We start from the raw sequence: 21,165 nt of genomic DNA, 5'->3' as shown, positions 1-21,165 counted from the left end.
TTCAACTTTTGTCCAGGCCTGGCCTGATCCACGCACGATAATCAACAGTCAAATAAGCCACCGCACAAAGCTGCCATACAAAAAAAGACGCTTCATCCGAAGCGTCCCATAATGTATTCCTGTGTAGAGTTTTTCTCGGGATTGGTGAAAATTTTGTTCGTCTCCCCGTGTTCCACCAGATTACCGAGGTAGAAGTAGGCGGTGTAATCAGATACCCGTGCCGCCTGCTGCATATTATGTGTGACAATAACGATACGCAGGTCGCTTTTGAGTTCGGAAATGAGTTCTTCCACTTTACCGGTGGATACCGGATCGAGTGCGGAAGCCGGCTCATCCAGCAGCAGGATCTGCGGATTGACCGACAGGGCGCGAGCGATACATAGACGCTGCTGCTGACCGCCGGACAAGGACAGCGCTGACTCTTTCAGACGGTCTTTGACTTCATCCCACAGTGCAGCGCGGCGCAGGCTGGTTTCGACGATTTCATCGAGCTTTTGGCGGCTTTTGATTCCGTAATAGCGAGGACCAAACGCAATATTTTCATAAATGGATTTGTAAAATGGATTCGGACGCTGCCATACCATACCGATCCGCTGACGCAGTTTGATAACATCGGTGGAAGGAGAAGCGAGATCAATGCCATCCATCCAGATATGACCGGTACTGCGTGCGCCGGCAATCTCATCATTCATCCGGTTGAGCGAGCGCAGGAATGTGGATTTCCCGCAGCCCGATGGACCGATTAGTGCGGTAACTGTTTTGGCAGGGAATCCGAGACTTATATTTTTGATGGCCTGATACTCACCATAATAGACACTTAGATCTTCCGTACTGAAAGGCATTGCCATAGTATAAAATCCTCCTTGAGTAGACTGCCATAGGGACAGAAAGGATCTGTCCCATAATGATCATGGAACATTAGTTCATGCGTTTGGAAGCAGTCATATAACGATACAGTGTGCGACCGCCCCAACGTGCGAGCAGATTGAAGATCAATACCATGATCACCAGCACAGCGGAAGCGCCGGCAGCAATCTGTATCGCATCCGGTGCCAGACCTTCACTGTTGACTTTCCAGATATGGGTAGCCAGTGTCTCGGCTGGACGCAGCGGGTTCAGTGGTGAACGCGGATGCAGCGGATTCCAGTCCGAGAAGTTCAGCGGAGGTGTCGTCATACCGGACGTGAACAGTAGGGCTGCTGCTTCGCCGAATACACGGCCTGCTGCCAGAATCGTACCGGTGACGAGCGAAGGAATCGCTACAGGCAGCATAATGGACGTGATAATTTTCCATTTGGATAATCCGAGAGCCAGACCGGCTTCTTTTTGCTCACGGGGTACAGAGCTGAATGCCTGTTCTGTAATCCGTACCATCAGCGGCAGGTTGAAGATCGTCAGTGCCAGCGCACCTGCCAGCAGAGAGAATCCCATACCCATCGTATTAACAAATACGAGCAAACCGAACAGACCGATAACGATAGACGGGAAAGAGGACAGTACCTCTACAACCAACCGGATAAAGGCGGTGATTTTGCCGGGTTTGGCATATTCGGACATATAGATTCCGCCACCGAGGCCAAGCGGAATCGTGATAATCATGGTCAGCACGAGCAGGTACAGGGAGTTGAACAGTGGAGGCCCGATCCCGCCGCCTTCACGAATCGTTTGCGGCTTGGACGTCAGGAAGTCCCAGTTGATATGTCCCAGACCGCGGAACAGGATAAAGCCGAGCAGGCCAAGCAAAATGACAACAATAGAGAGAGCAAGAGCGACAATAATAACCGTAGCTATCTTATCTGCATTTCTGGCCCGTGTTCTGGCTTTGGTGTTTACGGTTTTGGTTGTCATATCCGGTTTCTCCTTTCGAGCAGGCGGATGATGAGGATGAACACGAATGTCATCAGCATCAGTACAAGTGCCATACTCCACAATGCATTATTCTGAATAGAACCCATCGCTGTATTCCCCATGCCGAGTGTAATAACACTGGTCAGCGTGGAAGCAGATTCCAGCAGGGACGTTGGAATATAAGGGGCATTACCGATAACCATCTGTACGGCCAGTGCTTCACCGAAGGCGCGGGCCATACCGAGTACGATACCGGTCAGCAGTGCCGGCAAAACGGTAGGCAGTACCACACGGTAAATCGTCTGCCAGCGTGTAGCGCCAAGTGCATACGAAGCTTCACGCAGACCGCGTGGCAGGGAAGCCAGGGCGTCTGCAGCTACGCTCGTAATCGTCGGCAGGATCATGATGGACAGCACCAGCGCACCGGCTCCAACGCCGATACCCTGTCCGCCTACATGATCGCGCAGGAAAGGTACAATCAGAGTCAGACCGATAAATCCGTAGACAACCGAAGGAATACCCGACAGCAGCTCAATCGCCGGCTGCAGGATGCGCTTGCCGAAGGTAGGTACGATCTCTGTCATGAACAACGCTGCTGCGATACTAAGCGGACTGGCGATCAGTGCAGCCAGCAGGGTAACCAGAAAGGAACCTGTAATTGCCGGCAGAGCGCCAAACGAAGGCTCGGCCGCATCCGGAGCCCAGTGGGTACCGAAGAAGAATTCGGTCAGGCTGACACCGTTCACCGCAAAGGTAGCCACGCCTTTGGAAGTAACAAAATAAACAATGGATACGATGACCGCGATCAGAAAAACAACACAGACAGATGTGTAAATTTTGCCGATCCAGTCTTCCAGACGGTGCTTCTCAAGCGGCAGCCTGCGACGCTGTGCTTCCCGTGGAGTAACTTTGGAATGCTCCATAAGTAATAACCTCTTTTCTTCATGCTTTGAATAAATGACGTGCCGTTATCTCAACAATTCAAGGGAGAATGGTGATAGATCGTCGTTCTGTATAAAAACGTGAAAAGAGAGGCGGGGCCCCCGCCTCTTCGAGCCATGGCGATCGTGCCAGCAGCTGCATCTTTTCATCTGTTATATTCGATTCAATGCTTATTTCTGGCTAACTTTACCTTCTGCATCACGTTGTACCTGCATACCGGACATTGGGATATAACCCAGTTCTGTTACATCGCTTTGTTGAACGTCTTCGCTCAGCATGTAATCCAGGAACGCTTTGGTAGAAGCATCCGGCTCACCTTTGGTGTACATGTGCTCGTAAGCCCAGATTGGGTATTTACCAGCTTCCACGTTCTCTACTTTAGGCTCTACGCCGTCATAGCTCAGTGCAGTTACACTGTCATCCAGGTAAGACAGTGCCAGGTAACCGATAGCGCCTGGAGTTTCAGCGATCAGTTTTTTAACTGTACCGGAAGAATCCTGTTGGATCGAACCTGCTGGATCTTCTGTTTTTTGGCCCAGTGCGTACTTCTCAAAAGTAGCACGAGTACCGGAGCTGCTTGGACGGTTGATAACGACGATCTTTTGATCCGCGCCGCCAACTTCTTTCCAGTTGGTTACTTTACCAGTGAAGATATCCACCAGCTGTTGTTTTTTCAGATCTTTTACGTTAGCGCCTTTGTTGGCAACAGCTGCCATAGCTACTACCGCTACTTGATGATCGACCAGCTCAGCCGCTTTGTCAGCGTCCAGCTTTTCTTCTGCAAATACGTCGGAGTTACCGATATTGGCTTGACCTTCGGATACCTGAGTCAGACCCGTACCGCTACCGCCGCCCTGTACTTGAACGGACACGTTAGCATATTTGGAATCTGCCATAAACTTTTGAGCGACTTGATCAACCAGTGGTTGCAATGCTGTTGAACCTACAGCCAGAATAGAACCGCTAAGCTCGGAAGAATTTTCTCCTCCTGTGCTGCCAGTATCTGTACCGGCACCCGATCCCGTAGTAGTTCCGCCGTTTGATCCGCAGGCCGCAAGCACAAGGACCATCGTCAGCGTAAGAAGCATGATTGGCAGTTTTTTAAACATTTGTAAAGTCTCCTCCCCCTAATTAAAGGCGCAATACTTTTATGTGTTTTGTCTTACATGACTTATTCTAGGGGCGCAGTGTTAGAGTTAAGTCTTAGTTTTGTAAACTCTGTATTAAAATTTCGCAAAATTGTTTGAGAAATGTAAGCGGGCAAAAAGAAGGATCGCAACGGAAAGAACATTAGATCCCAGCTGTTCTTTTAGGAGGAATAAAAAAACATGCAGGATTCCGCACACAGCAAAAATGCCCCGGCACCGGAAAAGAACACCGGAATCGGGGCATTACATAGAAATGTATACTGTTTATGTGCTGCCTGACAGCAGCCAGTATCAGACTAATTACATCGTAGTTGGGCCGCTGCCTGTACTGTTATGGGATTGCTTGAAATCCTTGATTTCGGATTTTACATCGCCTACTGCCGATTGCGCTTCGGTTTTGAAGTCTTTGGCAGTGCTCAGGGATTCCTTGATCACGCCGACTACTTCCTGACCTTTTTCGGCGATCTCATGACCTTTTTCGTTAATCATTGGACCTTTTTCCTTAACGAGCTCAGTAACCTCAGCCAATTTGGCACGTGCTTTTGCACCTTGCTGCGGGGCGACCAGAACAGCTACACCTGCACCTACCAGCGCGCCTGTTACTGCACCAATGGCTAGCGTTTTTGTTGTCTCTGTATTCATGTTCATTACTCCCTTCGTAGTGAAGTGCTTGTTTATTATTACCCATATTCATGGATTTATCCCAAGTTATGTGGCAGCTGGGTTAATTATTTTATCCTGCATAGATAGGAGCTGCAGCTTTATCCCTGGCTGCATGGCATCCTCCGGCTGTATCCAGAAGCCACTTATAATGGAGGATAACAAAGCCCTGCCTGGAATCAGCAGGGCTATTGCCATATTTACAAATCTGCTATAAGGCAGATCATTATTTGCTCAGTGTACCTACATTGACGATACTTGGCGCCTGATCAGCACGGGAGTGCATAAAGTCCGGAGCCGGCTTCAGAATCGGTGCCTGACCATAGGCTTTTGGCTGTTGCACATATTCGAAATCGCCTGTGCCATCCATTGCAGGACCACTTGCCCAGCGTCCGGCTGCACTTTCTTCGCCCTGGGAAAAGTTCATGAATTGGTGAACCACTTCACGTTTTTCCAACTCCGGAGGGAAGGAAGCAGGTGTAATCATACCCTGTTTGGCTTCGATTTCGGCAATCGCTGCAAGCCATTGATTCTGGTGCATCGTATCGCGGGCAATCATAAAGGACAGCATGTCACGGATACCCGGATCTGTTGTTTGCTCATACAGGCGGATAACCTGCAGACGGCCTTGGGACTCGGCGTTCAGATTGGCACGGAAATCAGCCAGCAGATCGCCGCTTGCGACGATATAACGGGAATTCCATGGATAGCCTACGCTATCGGATGGCAGTGCACCCAGACTGGATACAATCGCATGCTGAGGGTTCATACCACCCAGGACTGCGCCAATCGCAGGGTCTTTGGCCATTTGTTCTACTTGATCCAGTGGGGCATCGTCGAGCAGTTGGGCGATCATCGTTGCCAGCATTTCGACGTGACCGATTTCCTCGGTACCGATATCCAGCAGCATGTCTTTGTACTTGCTCTCTGCACGGGAATTCCATCCCTGGAACAGGTACTGCATCATGACGGACATTTCACCATATTGTCCGCCGAGTACTTCCTGCAGTTTTTTCGCATAAATCGGGTCTGGCTTATCCGGCTTGGCTGTATACTGTAACTCTTTAATGTGAAAGAACATAATGTAACTCCTCCTTTAATGTGTAAGAAAATAGACTGGATGCATAGGGATTCGTAATTTTGTACATGTTCACTTCAAGTTAAGTAATCACACTTTGCATATGATTCATCCAGTAGATGAAGCCGCTGCCCTACAGCAGCAGAACCATATGAAAAGTGTCCCGAAGAATACGATGGCCATCGCAAACAACTATTAACCAATTCGGATTGGATATAACCTTGTTCCTCCCAATAAAATGACAAAATTGTTATTTATCAAGCAAATTAAATGGGTGATATTGGAATTTATCGAAAAAAGAAAAGCAGATCAGAGTATGCATACTTCGCATATCCCCGATCTGCCACATATTATAATGACCTTGTCTGAACGTTCAGAAGAAAATAATAAAATTTGAATGAACAACAGACTAGCTACTGAAAATCACTGCCGATCTTTTGTTTGATATACATACGGTAGATATGCACAATCGTAATCTTGACTGCCATATAGATAGGAATAACAAGCAGCATACCGAGAATACCACCCATATCTCCACCGACCAGCAGAAGCACGATGATCGTAAATGGATGAATATCGAGCTGATTACCAAAGATAATCGGCTCCAGCAGATTGTTCTGAATCAACTGGGCGACGATTACGATTACAATCGACCAGATCCCCATCATCGGTGATTCAATAAAGCCGACGATCGCTACCGGTACAGCTGACAGAATCGCTCCGATATACGGGATGAAATTCAGGAAAAACGCCAGGAATACGAGCAGCAGTGAATAGGGAAGATCGATAATCAAAAATCCGATATACAGCAGTACACATAGCGCAAAGTTAACGATAACACGTCCGGCAATAAAGCTGCTGAGGGAATCATCAATCTCGCTCAGCATCAGTTTGCCATCTTCACGGAACTTCTGCGGGAATAACAGTACCAGACGCTCGGACAGCTTTTTGTCGTCCTTGAGCAGGTAATACAGCATGATAGGCACAGTGGCAATAACCAGTACCACATTGGATACAAAGGAGAACATACTGGAAATATGATCCGACAACCAGGTAAATACCGTATTCAGGTACTCGGTGAGCTTGGACAGCATATCATCGCTGGTTCCCTGATCCGGCAAATACTGCTGGATAAAGGAATTATGCTGCAGCGCCTCTACCTGCTTAATAATGCTGTTGGTAAACTGGGGCGTATTCTGCACAAAGCTGGTCACCTGATCACGCAGGGTCGGCCAACCGATCATGGAGAAAATCACCAGTGCCAGAATAATCACCACATAGATCATCAGGATAGACATGGAGCGCTTGACCTTGCGCTTGCGTTCCAGCCAGTTAACCAGTGGGCGCAGCGGATAATAGATAAAAGCGGTAATAAGTAGAGGTACAATGGTGAGGCTGATCAAAGAGCGGATAGGAACAAAGATAAAATCAACCAGTGTTCCGAGATAGATGATCAGCAGTACAAGCGCGATGCCCGCGCCAATACGAAAAAAACGATTTTGTATCATAGGCAGGTTTCCTCCCGGAGAATAGTCCAACTCTAAGCTGCTTAGTTGCTTCTATGTATGGCAGTCCAAGTAACTTAGCTATTAAAAGAGCTGATAACTGTATATAAACGCTATTATAGCCTACTCAATCGTTATGCTTCATATTTCATACGTCCGAGGCAAGCAAGTTAGCATAATCTGTACATGGATTATTTTCACAATAAATATTTGGAAGCGGATTCTTATAACGCTATAATAGAACCCAGATGCTCCTGTTCGGTTCGGTATTCCGTTATAATCCGGCTTGCCGGCAAGGCTGACAGAGCACAGGATACATACCATGAGGAGGCTGTAACCGATGACGATGAATTACCGCAGACTGGGTGGAAGTGGACTCAAAGTAAGTGAGATTAGCCTGGGTAGCTGGCTGACGTATGGAGGATATGTAGAACGGGAGAATGCCGTGAATTCAATCCGTGCCGCGTACGATCTGGGCATTAATTTCTTTGATACAGCTAATGTGTATGAACGCGGAGAAGCCGAGAAAGTCGTCGGCGAGACGCTGAAATCGTATCCACGCGAATCCTATGTGCTGGCGACCAAGGTATTCGGCAATATGGGTGACGGTCCCAATGATAAAGGATTATCCCGCAAGCATATTATGGAACAATGCCATGCCAGCCTGAAGCGGCTGGGTCATGATTATATCGATCTGTATTACTGCCACCGCTTCTCCCCGGAGACGCCGATCGAAGAGACACTGCGTGCACTGGACGATCTGGTGCGTCAGGGCAAGATTCTGTATGTCGGTGTCAGCCAGTGGACAGCTGCCCAGATGCAGGCCGCTGTCGGTGTAGCCGACCGTTACCTGCTGGACCGGATCGTCGTGAATCAGCCGATCTATAATATGTTCGATCGTTATATCGAAGAAGAAGTCATTCCGCTCGGTGAGAAATATGGCATCGGCCAGGTTGTGTATTCGCCGCTGGCACAGGGTCTGCTGACTGGTAAATACACCTCGGGCGGTCAGATCCCTTCCGACAGCCGTGCCGCCAAGCTAGGCTGGGACGAGAAAAAGCTGGATGAACAACGCCTCGGTCAGGTGCAACAGCTGCAAAGTATCGCGGATGAAGCCGGATTATCACTGACCCATCTTGCGCTGGCATGGATTCTTCGTCAGGACAACGTCTCTAGTGCCCTGGTCGGCGCGAGCCGTCCGGAACAGATTCAGCAGAATGCGGGAGCAGCGGGTGTGAAATTGAGTGAGGATGTACTGACAGCGATTGAAGAAGTGTTGAAGAAATAAAATGATGAATAGAAGCCCTTCTGTATCTGTGTAATACAGAAGGGTGTTTTTTATGTTTAAATATGAAGGTTACAATGGAGAAACACTATTGATACTCGAAGAATTTAATAAAGCTAGCATGGTTCAAGTTAGATTGGATTGAAAACTAAAAATAAAGGAGCCAAAATATGAGTATATCAAAAATAAGGATAGATTTTTGGCTTACAGGCGATTTATTTGAAGCTGATGAAGTATCTGAGATTCTCCAGATCGAACCCACAAAATTTAAAAGAAAAGAAGAGTATCCACTTCCTCAAACAGCTTTAACATCTTGGAAACTGTCTACAAAAAAAGAAGAATGTAAAGCGGTTTGTTGGCAATTTGAAAAGTTAATCAATTTGTTGAAAGGAAAGGAAGGATTGATTATTGAACTTTGTGAACAATATGAATTAACAGCTTCATTTACAGTAGTAGTAGAAATGGAAGCAGGCAATGGTCCCGAACTTGTTTTGACAAAAGATATTATTCTTTTCATTGCTGCTATTAATGCAGAAGTTGGTTTCGATTTATATATCGATTAAAGTCTGGCATAGAAGCAAGTTATAAATATAAGCCATTTGCTAATTGAATTGTTGATATTAATACAATAACAAAGACCCCAGGGTGAATAACCTCAGGGTCTTTGTTTTATAACTTTTAAATTCATGTCCTTTTTTGCTATAAAAATGCAGCCAACATACTTATTAGTTTATCTGAAGGTTTTAAGATTGGTTTTTAAGGAAGTTTTTTTATTAAAATTAGTTTGAATCCGATCCAATTCATGATAAACCTGACATCATTCCACAACTGGTCACACTCATCTCAAAGATGCAGCAATCTCTGCGCATGCTGATACAGTTCAGCATACTTTGCCACGATATCCTTTTCCGCGTTCCCTCGGAACCGCTCGAACAAATTTGTACACTTCAGCAGCAGCAGATTGTAATTCCACCGCTGTGCCTGCTCCATACATTCCAGCAAATACCCAAATCCCTGACCATATTGTCCACGCTCCAAATAATACACCGCCAGTTCATATAGCAGCCGGGCATAGCGCTCCAGATTCAGCTGCAGCGTATACAGCTCATCGTCCAGTGTCTGCGCTTCCAGATCGTCGATCCCGTGCTTGAACTTTGGCAGCACGGTACTCAGGTCCAGCCGGTGCCGGTTGGCTGCCGTGACCACATTTAGCAGAAACACGAGCAGTTCCTCCGGTCGCTGTTCTACATACTCCACATATTCCTCCAGCACATCCGGCTCACCCGCATACAGTCTTGCCGCGTAGCTGTTGGCCCGCGCCCATTCTTCAAATCTATTTTTCCATAATAAAGTATCTTCGTCCTCTTCCTGCACCCAGTCCAGCTCGGTAGTCAGCTTCAGATAATGAGCGACTTGCTCGTAATCCTTGTATTCCTCATTCGCATGAGCGCGCAGCAGATACGCATACGATATGTAAAAGAACCATGGCTTTTGCGGCTGGCGGTCGGTAGGCAGTTCTCCAGCCTGTTTACAATCGTAGAGCATTTTGGCTTTGTCCAGCAGAATCTCGGCGATTTTCTCGACCTTTTTCCAGTTGCGCAGTGAACGATACGTGTTCGCCAGATCGGTATAGGCATCCAGCTGCTCCACTTCATTCAATCGCTCCACAAATGGTTCAAAACGGATCGCCAGCTGATAGTTTTCCTCCTGGTCATCTCCCTGTCTCGCCATGAACAGGCGGTAATGGCAGATTGCGAGGCGTTCGGAGTGCTGCTTGTTTTCGCTCTCGGCTACGCTTTCATACAGCATGCTGGCAGCGTCCTTTTTATCTTCCCGGAAAAAGTCCTCGGCCGTCTCGAACAGAAACCCCGGATACTGGGACTTGCCGGCGAGCATGCTGACGATCTTCTGGATACAATCCAGCTTGTCCAGCTCGACACACCGGTATAGAAAAGGCTTGATTCGCCGCCAGTCCGGTGTAGCGTCGTTCAGATATTCATTAATGTACTGATCATACAGCGCGCCCTTCTCCAGCTCCAAAATCTCGGTGATCTTGTCGAGCTGCTCGATACTGAGCACCCGGTTACCGTTGAGGATGGAACTAATGATCCCTACATTAATATTATGTTTCTTGGCAAAACGGCTCATGGAAATTTCCTCTTGCTGAATACGTTGTTCCAGTCTGTCCCGAATGAGCGGTGGATGGTCCAAAGGGCACACCTCCTTTATGAAATGAAATGGCTGGATTAAGCAGTATACAGGGAATAGCCTGGTGTGAAGTCTGTAAGAATGATGCTTTATCTATGTACAAAGTTACAGGTTACCAGGTTTTTAAATAAAATATAGCGGATGCAGGCAAGGTGAGCAATCCATTTTACAGAGAATGACCGGAATTTATCATGAACACGAATATTACAGAACAAAGAGGAAAAGGCCGGTAGCAGGCTGGTCTGGATACATCGATTCATCCGGTACAGCAGATCTTGCAGGAGATAACCAACGCTTATCCTGCTGCAATTATTTCCTGTCGTCTGCAAATGTCTTACTCTACATTATACGACAGGATATAAAAGCTGTTCACGGACAAAAGAACCGTTTAATACTTAATAGTATGACAAATATTCAAAATTAGTGAGAATCATTCTCGTATTATTCGCAAACCTATTGACCGACATTTGAAATGGATTTATACTTATTCTAAAATCAAATTAAGGGAATGATCCATGTGAAAACTATCAATCTGACGACGCAGCGCAAAGCTGTCTACGAAATCGTCTGCAACGCCGAGGATCACCCGACTGCCGCTGACGTAATGAACCGGTTGGTAGAGCGTGGTCATAATTTCGCTTATGGTACTGTATATAACTCGCTTCGATATCTGTCAGACAATGGGCTGATCCGTGAATTGAAGCTTGGTGAGACCGCTAGCCGCTACGATGGCAAAATGGATGATCACCAGCATATTGTATGTGAATCCTGCGGACGAGTGGATGAAGTCATGACCGATGCACCGCTGCAATGGTACGCTGACGTAGCGGAGGAGACCGGGTACGATGTCCATCATGCACATGTTGTATTTAAAGGAGTGTGTACCGAATGCAAAAACAAATCGAAAAAGTAATTGAGAATGATTATCTTTCCGACTCCGGATCGTCTATAAACTGGACATCAGGCAGTAGCTTCGAAGAAATGGAGACGCTGGTTCAAGCTTGCCCGGTAACACGCCGCGTCGTGATTATCAGCCCGGCTCCCAGTCGTATTCATGAGCTGACACGTATGCTGTCGGACAGCTGTTTTGATGTTATGGTATTTCACCGCTGGGAAAACAATGGGGCAGGTGCGATTAGTGCCGACCTGTATATTTTTGATATGATTACCGCTGCAGGCAGTGGGGAGATCGAGCTTGCCAAGCTGCGCATAAATGATAATGATTCTCATGTACCGTCTATTTTCCTGGTACGCGAGGAGATGCTCGCTCTTGGTATGAAAGAATGGACCGAGGAAGAACTGCTCGTCTGGCCGATGCGTCCACAGGAAGGACTGTATCATGTAGAACGTGTTATTCGTTCCAACGCGAATCGCCCGGCGGCGCCTGCAGCCGATGAAGATTCCCAGCATCGGATCGTGTTCAAGGATCTGTGGATCGATCGCAAGAAAATGACGGTCCATCGCGGACAACAGCGCGTCGAACTGACCAAAACCGAATATGACCTGCTGCTCATGCTGATCGAAAGCGAAGGCGGCGTATTATCCCGTGAACAGCTGATGAGCGAAATCTGGGGCACCCAGTTCTTTGGCGGCAGCAATGTAGTCGATGTACATGTAAAAAGTCTGCGCAAAAAAATCGGCGATAATGCGTCTGCACCACAGTATATTGCAACTGTACGTGGCGTGGGATATCGTCTGGCAGACTAACTTTTTCGTTTATCATTCAAAAAATCGAATTTTGTTGAATATGCGTAGTTGCGGATAGGCTGTAGATTCATAGTATGAACAAGCTATTCACCGCTTCTTCATGCAAGGCTCATCCAAGACTCATGTGGAGCTCATGAACTTACCTGGTTGGCAATGTTAGAATGATTCTAAACTTACGGATTTTGAATTAAGTCTAATTACAAGTCTAATTCATTTAACTGCAGCCCGATAGGCTGTATCTAAACGATGGACGAGCACGAGAAGACTTGGAACGATCCGATTTGAAAGGATGATTCTAACGATGGACAACCGTCTAACCACCAACCAGGGTGCTCCTGTAGGAGATAACCAGAATTCCAGAACAGCCGGACGCAGAGGACCAGCGCTGCTGGAAGATTACCACCTCATCGAGAAGATTGCCCATTTTGACCGTGAACGTATTCCGGAGCGTGTCGTACATGCACGTGGCGCTGGCGCCCATGGCGTGTTCCGCGTGGAACATAGCATGAAGGAATATACCCGGGCTGCTTTTCTGCAGGAAGAGGGACTGGAGACACCGGTGTTTGTACGTTTCTCTACCGTTATTCATGGAGTCGGTTCTCCAGAGACGGCACGCGATCCGCGCGGTTTTGCCGTGAAGTTCTACACATCTGAGGGAAATTACGATATTGTCGGCAACCATCTGCCGGTATTTTTTATCCGTGATGCAATCAAGTTTCCGGATATGGTTCATTCCCTCAAGCCCGATCCGCAGACAAATATCCAGAATCCGGGCCGTTATTGGGACTTTATGACCCTGACGCCGGAATCTACACATATGATGACCTGGCTGTTCTCGGATCACGGTACACCGGCCAATTACCGGGAGATGGATGGATTTAGCGTCCACGCCTTCAAATGGATCAATGCCGAAGGCAAAGTAACTTACATTAAATACAAATGGGAATCCAAGCAGGGTGTCCGCACATTCTCTGCGGATGAAGTACGTGAACAGCAGGGTAGAGACTTTAACCATGCGACGCGCGATCTGTTCGATCATATTGAGCAGGGGAAATTTCCGGAATGGGAACTGAAAGTACAGTTTATTCGTCCCGAGGATATCGACAGCTATTCCTTCGATCCGCTTGATCCTACCAAAGTATGGCCGGAAGATCAGTTCCCGTTCCATGTGGTAGGTACGATGACACTAAACAAGAATCCCGACAATTTCTTTGCCGAAGTGGAACAATCCGCTTTCTCTCCAAGCGCGCTCGTACCTGGTATTGAACCGTCCGAGGACAAGCTGCTGCAGGGACGTCTGTTCTCTTATCCCGATACACAGCGTCACCGTCTGGGGCCAAACTATTTGCAGATTCCGATTAATTGCCCTTATGCACCGGTACGCAATCACCAGCGCGATGGTCTGATGAATGTGCATCAGGACAGCTCCCGGTACAACTATGAGCCGAACAGCTATACCGAGGGTCCGGTCGAAGATCCTGCCTACCGTGACAGCGAAGTGGAGCTGGAGGGCAAGGTAACCCGTCAACAAATCGAGAAAACCGATGACTTCACCCAGGCAGGTGAACAATATCGTTCCTATAATGCGCAGCAAAGAGATAATTTACTTCAAAATCTGGTTAATGATTTACAGGGAGTGAAAAAGGATATCCAGCTGCGCGCGATCTGTAACTTTATCCGTGCAGACCGTGAATACGGTATGCGTCTCGCTCAGGGACTCGGCGTGGATATCAGCGAATTCATGTCCCAGATGCGTTCCTGATGAATGCTGTACCGTTATCCAGCAGCCTGCTTTTTATAGCTGCAGGGCGTATACATTCCCTGTAGTCTACACCGGCAGGATGCTTTTATATACAGCCTGTTGAATCGCTCTACACGATGCAGATGATACGGAGCTGTTCAACAAGCTCATATTTTTCACTGTCTGCGGCGCAATCAGCCGGGAAATAACGCAGAATGACGGTCACCGTACATGCTGCCTGAACCCGTAAGCCGCAGCGGCCAAGGCCACCCAGGCCATTATATATACAGCAGGAGGAAGCAATACTATGAGTACGAGATAGTGTGTGCTTCCTCCTGTCTTATCTCCTTCCGTAATGCCCTGCTGTCTGCCGGGATCTATTCCATCCAGAGAGATACACGTGGAAAGGAAATTGTGGTGAAGGCCATACTTTGCCGGAATGTTGTAAGCCCAAGAGGATGATTGCAACAGCAAAGGAGAGGTGTATCATGAGGAAATTATGGAGCCTGGGGATATGCGGTATGGTAGTTATGTTGATGATGATCGGTAGTGCAACAGGTTATGCATCGGCAGAGCCGGTGCGGACAGGGATTCAGCAGCGGCCTCTGAATCTGCCGGCCAGTTTCCCTGTTCCGGACGATGCACTGACAGTAACGGCCGTACAGAACAGCAGTGACCAAGAGAAATTCGTCCTGTTTACTTTCCAGACCCGGTTGAGTATGGAGACACTGGCCAAGACCTACAGCGAGTACTTCCGTGAGCACGATATGCCGGACGCTATCGAGACACTGAGCGAGCAAAAAATGGTTATTCAGGGTACCAACAACGTCTCCCGACAGAGCTGGATTCTGACAGCCGTGCCGGCGGCAGATACGAATGGTCTGATGGAACTGACGGTCGTCTGGACCGATGAACGCTAAATAAATAGCCTGGTTATAAATGACGAGACTGGTGTCTGAGCCTGTCAAGGAGACAGCTATAGACCAGATAGTATATTGCGCGGAGGCAGACAATCTCCGCGCTTTTGTTATTTTGCCGGAAATCTACATGGTTTATATGGAAAAAATTTTAAGTTTTATTTTAAGTATATTTTGCGTATAACAACGCTAAATGAAGTAGAGTAGAGGGTTAACTTCGTTATTTTAATGTAAATTTGCAGGTATCAATTGTTAAAAACCTGTAGACTGATACGCATAATATGATAATATACAATTAGGTATTGAAATTTGACTTGATTTAAATGATTACACTACAATGTGTAGTGTGAGGTGGCGCAGATTAAGATGAAAATACAAAACTTCAAAGTGGGTGCTACAGGAATGGATCGCTTTTTTGGTCCACTGGAAGCACAGGTAATGAATGTACTGTGGGATATGGATCACGCTATGACGATCAGGGAAGTGCAGACAGCACTGAAGCCTGTCAAACTGCTCAGCTTTAATACAGTGATGACAGTGATGAATCGTCTGGTGGACAAGGGCGCCCTGCTCAAACAGAGTGAAGGCAGAAGCTTTCATTACATTCCGTCGGAAAGTCGCGCAGATTTTTTGAATCATCAATCCAGGGAATTAACGCATGAATTAATGGAAGAGTTCGGATCACTCGCTGTAAACCACATGGTGGATATACTTGAAGAGGTAGATCCTCAACTTATTCAAGCCTTGGAGGAAAAGATCAAACAATGGAAAAACAACGCGTAGAATGGTGGCATCGTCGTTCCGAAAGACTGCTGAAGACAGGGCTTTTTATTACTTTGTTTACGATAGGTCTGATGGTGATGTACGCGCTGCATGTATTATTCGGCTGGAATATTCCGTTTGACCTGCTGCGCATCTGTAATCAATGGATGAAATCACACGGCTGGTTGTCGGTGAGTCATCTGCTGGAGACGCTGGTTCTGTGTACGTTTGTATTGTATATCAGTTATGGGCTGGATCAATGGTACGGTTCATTCCGTGCTATGCGGCGATTCCGCGAGTTGGAGAATCACCATTTGTCGGCGGTATATAACGAGCGTTATAGCCCCGATGGGCAGAATGTATTCCTGATTGTCGCCTGCGAGCAGCCTCTGGCACTGACCATGGGCATTATTAATCGTCGCATCGTACTGTCCGAAGGACTGTTGTCCCTCTTAAATGAGGAAGAACGTCAGGCGGTACTGCATCATGAGCTATTTCATTATCACCAGCATGATCCGTTGACGACATTTTTGCTGAGACAATCGGCATGTGCACTGTGGTTTCTACCGGTTGTTCGTACACTGGCGCTGCATTACAAAATCTCGCGCGAGATTCTGGCAGACAATTACGCGATTGAGCGTCTGGGTACAGCAGTCGGTATTGGTGGAGCCCTGCTGAAGCTGGTCAAACGCTCCCGCTCCAGACTGGAAATCCCTGCACGAATGATTTATTCATCCTTTGCAGATACATCGCTTAACTACCGCATACAACGGATTATCGATCCGCAAAGCGGTGCATCACCCCGGTTGCCATGGTGGTCCATTCTGGTATCGCTGCCGGTATTGATTCTGCTGAGTATTTTGTTGTTATGGTCGCTGATTGAGTAGTTTTCTCGCCGGCAAATGCTGTATAAGAAGCATTTGCCGGTAAAGCGGCTTTATTTTATAACATAACACTACAGAGTGTAGTGTTAAAATGATCAAGGAGGCGTTCGAATGAATATGACAAGAAGAAATGTAGAAGTGGGGATTTTGATTACGAGAGTGCTGACGGGATTGATTTTCCTGCTGCACGGGTTGTCCAAGTTCCAGGGGGGCATTGGCGGTACGATGGGATTTTTCCAGAGTATGGGCTTGCCGTCATGGCTGGCTCCTGTCGTAGCCGTACTGGAGATTGCCGGAGGGATTGCACTGATTATCGGATTGTTCACCCGTATTGCCGGAGTCGTCACAGCCTGCATTATTATAGGCACGCTCGTAACAGCACACAAAGGTGATCCATTCCTGATGGGCACCGAGTTCAACTATCTGCTGCTGATCACAAGCCTGCAGATGGCAATTGGCGGCAGTGCACTGCTGTCCCTGGATGGTGTGTTGTGGCGCAAAGAACGCAGTCAGAATCGTCGTCTGGCCGAGAATTAATAAAAAAAGTAATATTGGTTAATAACAGGTTGTCTGCGGAATAATAAGCATGATCCGATAGACTATATAGGCGTATCCAAAGGAGAACACGATCGTTGTGTTCTCCTTTTTATTATATAAGACGTCGTCTGACAACGGAATATACATATCGAATAGATATAAAAATAATGAAGTGTCTGAAATGTGCCGAAGTTTCATCAAATTTCGATTCGTTTCGATCATCATCTAAATAATTAGCCTCAACTGGGCGATATATACAATATTATGGGTTATTGCCAGCTCTTCATGGTCAAAGAGCACTATATATTATTATAGGAAAGAGTGTGAAATACATGAGTAAGAAAACCAACAGATCCAGGCTGCGCTGGTCGATCCGCAATCAGTTGATTGTGGCATTTGCTATTGTACTGCTCGCGCCGAGTCTCGTAATCAGTATCAGTATGTATAATAATGCCCGTACCCAGGTAGCCAGTCAGCTGATTACCAGTGCCAATGAGACGGTGAAAACAGCGAATGCTTTTGTAAGCAGTTCGCTGGATGCCAAGTTTCATGATGCGGAAGTATTATCGGGTTTATTTGATCGCTCCATGATTGATGGCCGATTAAGCCCACAAATTGTTCCACGTTTAACACAGTATATCAAGCTGCATCCGGAAGCGATTGATGTATTTGTAGGTACGCCCGAAGGTCTGATGGTCCGCGGAGTACCCAAGGAAAACGAAAACGGATATGATCCGCGTGAACGTGACTGGTATAAACAGGCCATCGCTGCACCTGGAACAACGGTTATGACCTCTGTCGTTATCAATTCCAGCAACAAGCCGGTTGTTGTTATCGCGCGTACGCTTCCGGATAATTCGGGGGTACTGGGCATTTCGCTGAATCTGGAGAATATCGCCAAGCAGGTCGATATCCAGGTGGGGCATGAAGGATATGTTATTGTTCTCGACAAAGATCAGAATTATGTAGTCAGCCGCAATGGCAAGCCGGGCGATAAAGCAACCGGTGATTATCTGAAGACTATGTACAGCCAGGAACAGGGCAAAATCGATTATACGTTTGAGAATCGCCCTAAGCAGATGGTATTCCTGACCAATCCAACAACAGGATGGAAAATTGCCGGTACCATGTATACCAGTGAAGTGGATACAGCGGTAGCGCCAGTTCGTAACCAGGCTATTATGATCGTGATCATCTCGATCGTCGTAGCGGCGATTATTGTATTTTTCTGTATCCGTATGATTATGAAGCCGATCCAGCGTCTGCGCCAGACGACGACGCTAATTAGTGCAGGCGATCTGACTGTAGATATCGATCAGAGCAAAAATGACGAAATTGGCGATTTGGCACGAGACTTTGCCGGGATGGTAAGCAGTCTGCGCGAGATGATCGAGAATGTCAAAGATACTACCGATAATGTATCCTCGGCCTCCGAAGAACTGGCAGCCGGTGCGGAAGAAACCGGTCGTTCGGTAGAGCATGTCACAATGGCCATTCAGGAAGTGGCCACCGGCAGCGAACGCCAGGTGACCAGTGTAAATCAGGGAGCTGCATCTATCGAGCGTATGTCGGAACGGGTAGCCGAGATTTCCGGCCATGTTAATGAAGTCAGCCAAACGCTGCAGGATGCTGCCAAAGCAGCTGTCAAAGGAAATGAATCCGTAATTGATGTAGTACAGAAAATCTACGAGATTCAGACGACAGTCGACAAACTGAGTGATATTATTACCCAGATGAACAATCAGTCTTCCGAAATTGACAGTATTGTCGATCTGATCCGCAATATTGCCAAACAGACCAATCTGCTGGCACTGAACGCGTCGATCGAAGCTGCGCGAGCAGGCGAGCATGGCAAAGGATTCGCCGTAGTTGCCGAAGAAGTGCGCAAACTGGCTTCCGAATCCGGCGATTCCGCGCAGCGCATTAGCGATCTGATTTCGGGTATGCAGGGTGTGGTTACCCAGTCGCTGGGTGTTATGGAGCAGGCCAAGCAGAATGTAGAAGGCGGTATTCTCGCTGTTGATACCTCTGGTCGTTCCTTCTCCAAAATCAATCGTTCGATCAAAGCGGTATCCAGCAAAATGGACGATGTATCCGGTGCAACAGATCAGCTGAACATTGAAGCCGATGCGGTTGTAGCTTCTATCGAGCAAATTGCCAGCATCTCGGATCAATCGGCGAGCAATACAGAGACAATCTCTGCAGCCGCCCAGCAGCAGCTGGCCTCCATGGAGGAAGTATCCAGTGCAGCTACCGATCTGACTCGTCTGGCAGAACAGCTGCAGCATGTAGTTTCACGTTTCAAACTGTAAAATCGTCTGTGAATAGACAGGGGATGCAATACAGCTAGAATGTAATAAATAACAAAATAAAGCAGGCTTGTTTAATCTTGCAGCCGCTGCTCCATATATGTATAAGGAGCAGCGGCTTTTTTGGCTAATCATTATGGATGCTGTTCTTCGCCGAGACAGTGCACTACAATAGACAGTATACAACCAATATGCGGCGACAAAGAGCGGTCGATACTTTTAGATGGGCCATCTTGACGCTCAGGTCTCAGGGAGGGACAGATATGATCACAATTTATCCGGCAAGCGAACGATTTCATTTTGACCGGGAGTGGCTTCGCGGAAGTCACAGCTTTTCCTTTGGTGAATATCAGGACCCGGACAATACGGGATTTGGCGTACTGCGTGTATTCAATGATGATACGATAGCACCCGGGTACGGCTTTGGGGCGCATCCGCACAGTAATATGGAGATTGTGTCGATCGTCCTGCAGGGACAGCTGCGTCATGAGGATAATATCGGCAATACGGCGGTAAGCTCCTTTGGCGGTATCCAGCGTATGTCGGCAGGCACCGGAGTGATTCATACCGAGCATAATGCCTCCAACGAGACAGACTGCAATTTGCTGCAGCTGTGGTTTGAGCCGGAGGCGCGTGGATTGGAGCCGTCCTATATGACAGCTTCCTATAATCCGGCTTCCCTTAGTGGTCATCTGCTGCCGGTCGTCAGTCGTCAGGGTGGAGAAAATCAGGCGACGATCCATCAGGATCTGACGATTTATCTGAGCCGTCTGGAAAAGGGACAGCAGATTGAATTTCTGCAGAAGCCGGATCGGCGCACGTATCTGTTCGTGATTCACGGTGCGCTGCGACTCAATCATGCAGATGTACTTGGCCGCAGGGATGCAGCACGACTGGAGCAGGAAAATCGTCTGCAGCTGGAAGCCGAGGAAGCGGTATTTTTTATGCTGATCGATCTGCCCTGAGGAGGATGACAATGAAAGAAACTGTAATGATCAAACACGCTGTTACCGGACGCGAGTGGCTCAACAATAACAAACAGCCGCTGGAATATGTTTTTACCGATCTGCCGGATGGTCGTTATCGGGTAGTGTTCCATCAGCCGCCGGAAGAAGTAGTTACCGAGATTCTGCGTTTTCAAAACGAGCTGAATCTATTCCGGTTCGAGATTCCGGAAGATGGACCGCAGGTGAAGCACTGGTATTATGTGAGTACCGATGGTGTTCATTATGATGCCGATCGTCAGGATCTGACGATTGAAGCGGATGCTGTTATCCGCTATCTGCCTACAGATTACTGGGCCTGAGCTAACAAATCCTTTGACTTTCTTCGAACATATGTGCTCTAATTAAATAGATACACTTTAGATGAGTGAAGAGAAGTCCGTTTATATCGTTAAAATAGGAGCAGAACACTGCATTTTCAGAAGAACTGCTCCTATTTCGTATCTCAAGCAATCCTTACCGCCTTTTCAGGATGGCCTGTTGCCGTCGCCTTTACCACATTGATACGCTGTTTTCAGCGGCTATCCCTTATCTCCGCATAGCTATGGCTGTCGATGTGCGGATAGCCACTTCAGTATAGGTCCGATCCGGAGATGAAGTCCGTTACTAGGAGCTTTTCCGCATCGGAGA

The 21,165-nt window shown here is 47.5% G+C and carries 20 protein-coding genes; 12 read left to right on the top strand and 8 right to left on the bottom strand.

Features of this window, described 5'->3' with window-relative positions; translation table 11 throughout:
• Positions 1-92: 92 nt before the first annotated feature.
• From pstB to AR543_RS00265, 7 genes are all read right to left on the bottom strand, one after another.
• Complete coding sequence (gene pstB, locus AR543_RS00295; RefSeq protein ID WP_145953872.1) at positions 93-848, bottom strand: phosphate ABC transporter ATP-binding protein PstB; 756 nt, start codon at positions 846-848, stop codon at positions 93-95.
• A gap of 70 nt (positions 849-918) precedes the next feature.
• Entirely contained in the window at positions 919-1,848 is a 930-nt protein-coding gene (pstA, locus tag AR543_RS00290; RefSeq protein WP_060530773.1) for a phosphate ABC transporter permease PstA, read from the bottom strand.
• The gene (pstC, locus tag AR543_RS00285; RefSeq protein ID WP_060530771.1) at positions 1,845-2,771 is read right to left on the bottom strand and encodes a phosphate ABC transporter permease subunit PstC; all 927 of its coding nucleotides are present in this window, start codon (positions 2,769-2,771) and stop codon (positions 1,845-1,847) included. The genes pstA and pstC overlap by 4 nt, the downstream gene beginning before the upstream one ends.
• Before the next feature lie 189 nt (positions 2,772-2,960).
• Positions 2,961-3,899 carry a phosphate ABC transporter substrate-binding protein gene (locus AR543_RS00280; protein ID WP_060530769.1) on the bottom strand — a complete coding sequence of 313 codons (939 nt, stop codon included), beginning with the start codon at positions 3,897-3,899 and terminating at the stop codon, positions 2,961-2,963.
• Positions 3,900-4,238: 339 nt separating this feature from the next.
• Positions 4,239-4,580 carry a YtxH domain-containing protein gene (locus AR543_RS00275; RefSeq protein WP_060530767.1) on the bottom strand — a complete coding sequence of 114 codons (342 nt, stop codon included), beginning with the start codon at positions 4,578-4,580 and terminating at the stop codon, positions 4,239-4,241.
• A 244-nt stretch (positions 4,581-4,824) separates the two neighbouring features.
• The gene (locus AR543_RS00270) at positions 4,825-5,679 is read right to left on the bottom strand and encodes a manganese catalase (protein ID WP_060530766.1); all 855 of its coding nucleotides are present in this window, start codon (positions 5,677-5,679) and stop codon (positions 4,825-4,827) included.
• Positions 5,680-6,089: 410 nt separating this feature from the next.
• Positions 6,090-7,184 carry an AI-2E family transporter gene (locus AR543_RS00265; protein ID WP_060530764.1) on the bottom strand — a complete coding sequence of 365 codons (1,095 nt, stop codon included), beginning with the start codon at positions 7,182-7,184 and terminating at the stop codon, positions 6,090-6,092.
• Between the two features lie 343 nt (positions 7,185-7,527).
• On the opposite strand from AR543_RS00265, the gene AR543_RS00260 reads away from it, so the two are divergent.
• Both AR543_RS00260 and AR543_RS00255 read left to right on the top strand, forming a co-directional pair.
• Positions 7,528-8,469: an aldo/keto reductase family protein gene (locus tag AR543_RS00260; RefSeq protein WP_060536576.1), complete on the top strand. Its 942-nt coding sequence runs from the start codon at positions 7,528-7,530 to the stop codon at positions 8,467-8,469.
• A gap of 167 nt (positions 8,470-8,636) precedes the next feature.
• Positions 8,637-9,029: a DUF4279 domain-containing protein gene (locus AR543_RS00255; RefSeq protein WP_060530762.1), complete on the top strand. Its 393-nt coding sequence runs from the start codon at positions 8,637-8,639 to the stop codon at positions 9,027-9,029.
• 280 nt (positions 9,030-9,309) lie between these two features.
• Here the strand turns inward: AR543_RS00255 and AR543_RS00250 are convergent, their stop codons facing one another.
• Positions 9,310-10,677, bottom strand: coding sequence for a transcriptional regulator (locus AR543_RS00250; protein WP_060530759.1), 1,368 nt, complete (start codon positions 10,675-10,677; stop codon positions 9,310-9,312).
• Between the two features lie 514 nt (positions 10,678-11,191).
• Here AR543_RS00250 and AR543_RS00245 point away from each other — a divergent pair.
• From AR543_RS00245 to AR543_RS00200, 10 genes are all read left to right on the top strand, one after another.
• Positions 11,192-11,587 (top strand): Fur family transcriptional regulator, encoded by a 396-nt coding sequence (locus AR543_RS00245; protein ID WP_017811044.1) that lies wholly within the window; start codon positions 11,192-11,194, stop codon positions 11,585-11,587.
• Positions 11,563-12,381 (top strand): winged helix-turn-helix transcriptional regulator, encoded by an 819-nt coding sequence (locus AR543_RS00240; protein WP_060530757.1) that lies wholly within the window; start codon positions 11,563-11,565, stop codon positions 12,379-12,381. Before AR543_RS00245 ends, AR543_RS00240 begins: the two co-directional genes overlap by 25 nt.
• Positions 12,382-12,682: 301 nt before the next feature.
• On the top strand, positions 12,683-14,143 hold the full coding sequence (locus AR543_RS00235) for a catalase (RefSeq protein ID WP_060530755.1): 1,461 nt from the start codon (positions 12,683-12,685) through the stop codon (positions 14,141-14,143).
• A 467-nt stretch (positions 14,144-14,610) separates the two neighbouring features.
• A complete protein-coding gene (locus AR543_RS00230; protein WP_060530753.1) occupies positions 14,611-15,042 on the top strand; it encodes a hypothetical protein in 432 nt (143 codons plus the stop codon).
• A gap of 363 nt (positions 15,043-15,405) precedes the next feature.
• On the top strand, positions 15,406-15,822 hold the full coding sequence (locus AR543_RS00225) for a BlaI/MecI/CopY family transcriptional regulator (RefSeq protein WP_060530751.1): 417 nt from the start codon (positions 15,406-15,408) through the stop codon (positions 15,820-15,822).
• A complete protein-coding gene (locus AR543_RS00220; protein WP_060530749.1) occupies positions 15,804-16,688 on the top strand; it encodes a M56 family metallopeptidase in 885 nt (294 codons plus the stop codon). The genes AR543_RS00225 and AR543_RS00220 overlap by 19 nt, the downstream gene beginning before the upstream one ends.
• A 108-nt stretch (positions 16,689-16,796) precedes the next feature.
• Positions 16,797-17,222 (top strand): DoxX family protein, encoded by a 426-nt coding sequence (locus tag AR543_RS00215; protein ID WP_060530741.1) that lies wholly within the window; start codon positions 16,797-16,799, stop codon positions 17,220-17,222.
• A 332-nt stretch (positions 17,223-17,554) separates the two neighbouring features.
• Entirely contained in the window at positions 17,555-19,534 is a 1,980-nt protein-coding gene (locus AR543_RS00210) for a methyl-accepting chemotaxis protein (protein WP_060530739.1), read from the top strand.
• A gap of 260 nt (positions 19,535-19,794) precedes the next feature.
• Positions 19,795-20,496 (top strand): pirin family protein, encoded by a 702-nt coding sequence (locus AR543_RS00205; RefSeq protein WP_060530737.1) that lies wholly within the window; start codon positions 19,795-19,797, stop codon positions 20,494-20,496.
• Between the two features lie 11 nt (positions 20,497-20,507).
• Positions 20,508-20,837 carry a hypothetical protein gene (locus AR543_RS00200; RefSeq protein ID WP_060530734.1) on the top strand — a complete coding sequence of 110 codons (330 nt, stop codon included), beginning with the start codon at positions 20,508-20,510 and terminating at the stop codon, positions 20,835-20,837.
• Positions 20,838-21,165: the final 328 nt, after the last annotated feature.

Origin of the sequence: Paenibacillus bovis, assembly GCF_001421015.2 — a bacterium.
In the GTDB taxonomy this organism is placed as follows: domain Bacteria; phylum Bacillota; class Bacilli; order Paenibacillales; family Paenibacillaceae; genus Saccharibacillus; species Saccharibacillus bovis.
Note: the sequence above shows the minus strand (reverse complement) of the source record. Positions and strands in the feature narration are given on the sequence as shown.